At 36.9% G+C, this 3,724-nt stretch carries 8 protein-coding genes; all 8 read left to right on the top strand.

Annotated elements, in window-relative coordinates:
* The first annotated feature begins 86 nt into the window (after positions 1-86).
* Entirely contained in the window at positions 87-209 is a 123-nt protein-coding gene (locus AB6D80_RS24445; protein WP_258186662.1) for a hypothetical protein, read from the top strand.
* A 323-nt stretch (positions 210-532) separates the two neighbouring features.
* Positions 533-769 carry a hypothetical protein gene (locus tag AB6D80_RS24440; RefSeq protein WP_017101858.1) on the top strand — a complete coding sequence of 79 codons (237 nt, stop codon included), beginning with the start codon at positions 533-535 and terminating at the stop codon, positions 767-769.
* Positions 770-953: 184 nt separating this feature from the next.
* Positions 954-1,391, top strand: a complete 438-nt coding sequence (locus AB6D80_RS24435) for a hypothetical protein (protein WP_017102129.1) — start codon at positions 954-956, stop codon at positions 1,389-1,391.
* A gap of 174 nt (positions 1,392-1,565) precedes the next feature.
* Positions 1,566-1,868 carry a hypothetical protein gene (locus tag AB6D80_RS24430; protein WP_017102032.1) on the top strand — a complete coding sequence of 101 codons (303 nt, stop codon included), beginning with the start codon at positions 1,566-1,568 and terminating at the stop codon, positions 1,866-1,868.
* Positions 1,858-2,385, top strand: a complete 528-nt coding sequence (locus AB6D80_RS24425) for a hypothetical protein (RefSeq protein ID WP_372189880.1) — start codon at positions 1,858-1,860, stop codon at positions 2,383-2,385. Before AB6D80_RS24430 ends, AB6D80_RS24425 begins: the two co-directional genes overlap by 11 nt.
* Positions 2,386-2,423: 38 nt before the next feature.
* A complete protein-coding gene (locus tag AB6D80_RS24420; RefSeq protein ID WP_017102030.1) occupies positions 2,424-2,825 on the top strand; it encodes a hypothetical protein in 402 nt (133 codons plus the stop codon).
* A gap of 108 nt (positions 2,826-2,933) precedes the next feature.
* Entirely contained in the window at positions 2,934-3,332 is a 399-nt protein-coding gene (locus AB6D80_RS24415; RefSeq protein ID WP_017102130.1) for a hypothetical protein, read from the top strand.
* Positions 3,333-3,462: 130 nt separating this feature from the next.
* Positions 3,463-3,702, top strand: a complete 240-nt coding sequence (locus tag AB6D80_RS24410; RefSeq protein WP_372189878.1) for a hypothetical protein — start codon at positions 3,463-3,465, stop codon at positions 3,700-3,702.
* Positions 3,703-3,724: the final 22 nt, after the last annotated feature.

Raw genomic sequence — 3,724 nt, 5'->3', positions numbered from 1 at the left:
TTATCGCCCAAACTGGTTAAATTTTAACAGTGACAACTACCCTGCCAGATAGGGAGAGCAACGGATACGAAAACTGGAGAACCCCAATGAAAGGACACAAGTGCAAAGGTCGTCGACCAAACGGCCAACTTAAGAAAGGTTACACGCTCAAGAACGGGCGTGTGGTAAGGGCGAACACCACACGAAAACGCTACAAGAAACGCCGATGATTCACAGCAATCGAAAGGGCTATTTTTTTAGGAAAGTAGCCCTTTCTGCATTTCTACGACGAGAATCCACACTTTAAGCATCCAGTTTTACAGCTAATGATTTAAATCACTGTTATAAATAGGGTTAATGAGTATAATCCTTTCCCATAAATCAGACTAGACAGAAAAACTCTGTATTTAAATGCAGAATTTTCTATCTAATAAGCGTTAGTTCTACTTATTAAATGTGCGTACTGGTTCATATGTGTGATTCACTTCTCATTCATATGCGCAGCTACTCCGATATCATTCTCAGGATTTATAAAACAACAATTGAGGTTAAAATGAGTGCTAGGTATTGCGACAAATGTGGTCAAAAAACAGAACATAAAGAATTGATTAAGCAAAAACCGTCCAAATATGGCAATAGTAAGAAAGAAAAGTTTAAGGAATTTCTTGCGGGTTTTTTGGGTGGGATGGCTAGTCCAGCAGGAGCGTCACTAGATTTAATCGATCGCTATGTAGTTTGTTTAGAGTGTGGTATTAAAACATTAGAAAATCATGGCGATGAATTTCAATAAATTGTGTCTTGTCCAGTCTAAGTCGTAGAGCTAACAACAAGCAATTAAAGCAGACTGTCAACGCTTGGGATTTTCAACTCAGTTCAGTTTAAGTGATTTTGGTGGTAATTTTGAACGTATTAGTAGCGTTGTCAGCTACTTAATTGGGTGTTATGCGTCACTCCAACTAGAGAAGGTAACACAAGTGGAAAGTGGAGTTAAAAAATCAGTTCGGTATCTTGCCTTGGGTATTCTTATATATCCGTTTCTTTACATGCTACTCAACTTTATTATCTCTATTCTAATGGCAACTTTGGGCGAAGGTAGTAGCTCGTTGATTGAAATTTTTGAGTATCTCATCTGGTTTATAATGCCTTTTTTTTCGGTGTTTTATCTGTTAGCTTTCCATCACTTTTCGCGAGTGTTAGGTAAATGGCATCAACGAGTTGGGTATACTTTGGTTTTAGCCGCTGTGCTAATTGAAATAGCGATGCCTTGGATGGATTCAGGTCTGGTGTTTAAGACAGCATCTTTTCTATGTCAGCTTTTCGAGATAGGTATTTTAGTTAGTTGTCTGTTCGTTTTTAGCAGTAAGTTGGGGCCAAACTCTGAGCCTGGCACAACCGTATATCGAACTGTTTAGGATTAATTCGTAACACGTGACATTTTTACTATACGTTGCGTTCTGTGTTTAAGGTGGTTTGCAGAAACATCGGTCTTACGCTACTCACCACTTAAGCGGGCGTTAGCTTTCTGAAGGTGTAAGCCTAAAACTATGCTGTTATAATCGAAACGTATTTGTATTTTGAGAAATGAGATGATGAAGTTTACGTTAGAAGGTAATGACTGTATGCCACCCATTTCCGGTGGCTATCTACTTATTTATCGCGGTACTGAAGAGGTTACGGTTGTTAGCGTACCGTCTCCTAACTTTGTGGCAGAGCGTTATAGGGATAGTGTTAGCGAAAACTATGATTCGTTTGAAGACGAGGAAGGTAATGAGTTTAACATTAATGTTTGGTCTTCCAATGTTGGTGTTGATTGGACGCTAGACGTTGAGACAAAGGATGGAGCGTTAAAAGAGCAAATTAGAGTGGAGTACCATGCTAATGAGTTCTGATACGGAATTTGATGTATATCTCAATACTTTCACTGAAGGACTTACGCAAATAAGAGCCCAAAGTAGAGATAGTTTTCACAACCAATTGTATTTTTCGAACGTGATAAGCTTAATGGAACAGTATCTTTCAAACTTGTTCATTTTTGAACTTACTAATTCTCCAGAATCACTCCGAAAACTAGCAAGCCATGACAAGTTTCGTTCTGCTACCGTGACGGTTCCTTTTGCTTTAAACAACCCTATTGATGAGTATTTGATACATTCAATGAAAGCATTGGTATGGCATCGGCTTAATGATGTTGAAATGTATTATAAAAAAGTTCTTGGCATTCGTTTTAATATCAGCAGAGAGCTATTAAAACAACTTGAGTTACGCTATGACCTTGTGCATCGAAATGGTCATACCTTAGATGGTGAGAAAGTAGATATAACGGATGACGATCTAGACCGATGTATAGCTTTAGTGGAGCCATTTGTTCTCGATATTCACGCAAAGTATGTAACCCAAAAAAGCTAATAAAGCATTTAAGAGTGTTGATAAAAATGGAGGCAATAATGTACAAGGAAACAGATTTTCAACTGAGCCAAGAAGAGTTTAGCTTTAAAAAAGATTCGTATCCTTTATCAAAAATTAATAATGTGAGAGTTAAGAAACTTGGCTTACTCGACAATCTAGGTCAAATAATATTTTGGTTATTTGTTTTCTCCGGAGCAGTTTGGTTAGCAATCCCAACTCTTGAGAGTACACCTTTTTGGTTGAAAGCTTTAGTTGTTACTTTAACGATTGTAGGTTTTATATTTGGTTTTCTTCGTTGTTCAAAATATGCGTTACAAATTGAATTTCGTCATATTGATGAAACCGGAGTTCAATGGGTAAATATAGCTAAATCTTACTCCAAATTTGATAGTGGGTTGTTTGAGCAACAAGTCGCGTTGCTGAAGGCAACATTCGTCTAACAAATTAATCAACACAATTTATTACATTCGGCATTGTAGGTTTGTCTTTAGTTTCGATGTTTAAGGCGTTATATTTTTCAAGTACGTCACGGGCAATAGGAAGAGTTAGTGTATTTTATAATTAATGATATTGAGTGGTGGAAAATTTCACTTAATAGTTTCATGAATGGATGGCTCCCTGGTATTCTGGCATTCTTTTTAGGTCTTGGGCTCGAGAAAATCACAAGTCGCAGAAAGCTAAAGCAAGAGTTAAAAAACAACCTACTTGAAATTTTCATACCTATATTTAATTCGGGAGAGGTCACAACACTCAGTTCAGCTGAAGATTGCCACCGTAACTTAAAGGCAACGTTCAATGCGTATACGCGGATCTATCCGAAGCTCTTTAATGAAAAGTCTGTTCAAAAATTATCCCAAATATTAGCAGACGGTTTTTTGATTGAAGGTAAAGTTAATAATAGCTACTTAAATCCAGATGAAATTCAAAAAATAATTGGTAATTTATAGTTCGTATCAAAAGAGAATAAATATAACAAACGATTCGACTATGGAAATTTTGGCTCGAATTAGCCTTAATGTTTAAGGCGGGGCTATGTGCATAATGGAACCTTGGATTTGGTGGTGTAAAGGAGAATAAATGAATTTAGATGAAATTGATTGGATGTTTATTGTAGCTGTTATATTCGGTGCCATTGCTTCTGTCTTAAAAGAACTGGAATCGGCCATTGGAGAAGGCGCATTAAATTATGTGGTCATTTTCCTAAAGATTATCGCAGCTGTTTTGAGTATTTCTTTCGCTGTATTAAAGTTTCTAAAACTTAAGCCATATATAATATTACTAGGTTCCCCTATCTGGCAGGGTAGTTGTCACTGTTAAAATTTAACCAGTTTGGGCGATA

It is taken from the genome of Vibrio sp. 10N.247.310.17 (assembly GCF_041466605.1).
In the GTDB taxonomy this organism is placed as follows: domain Bacteria; phylum Pseudomonadota; class Gammaproteobacteria; order Enterobacterales; family Vibrionaceae; genus Vibrio; species Vibrio tasmaniensis_A.
Note: the sequence above shows the minus strand (reverse complement) of the source record. Positions and strands in the feature narration are given on the sequence as shown.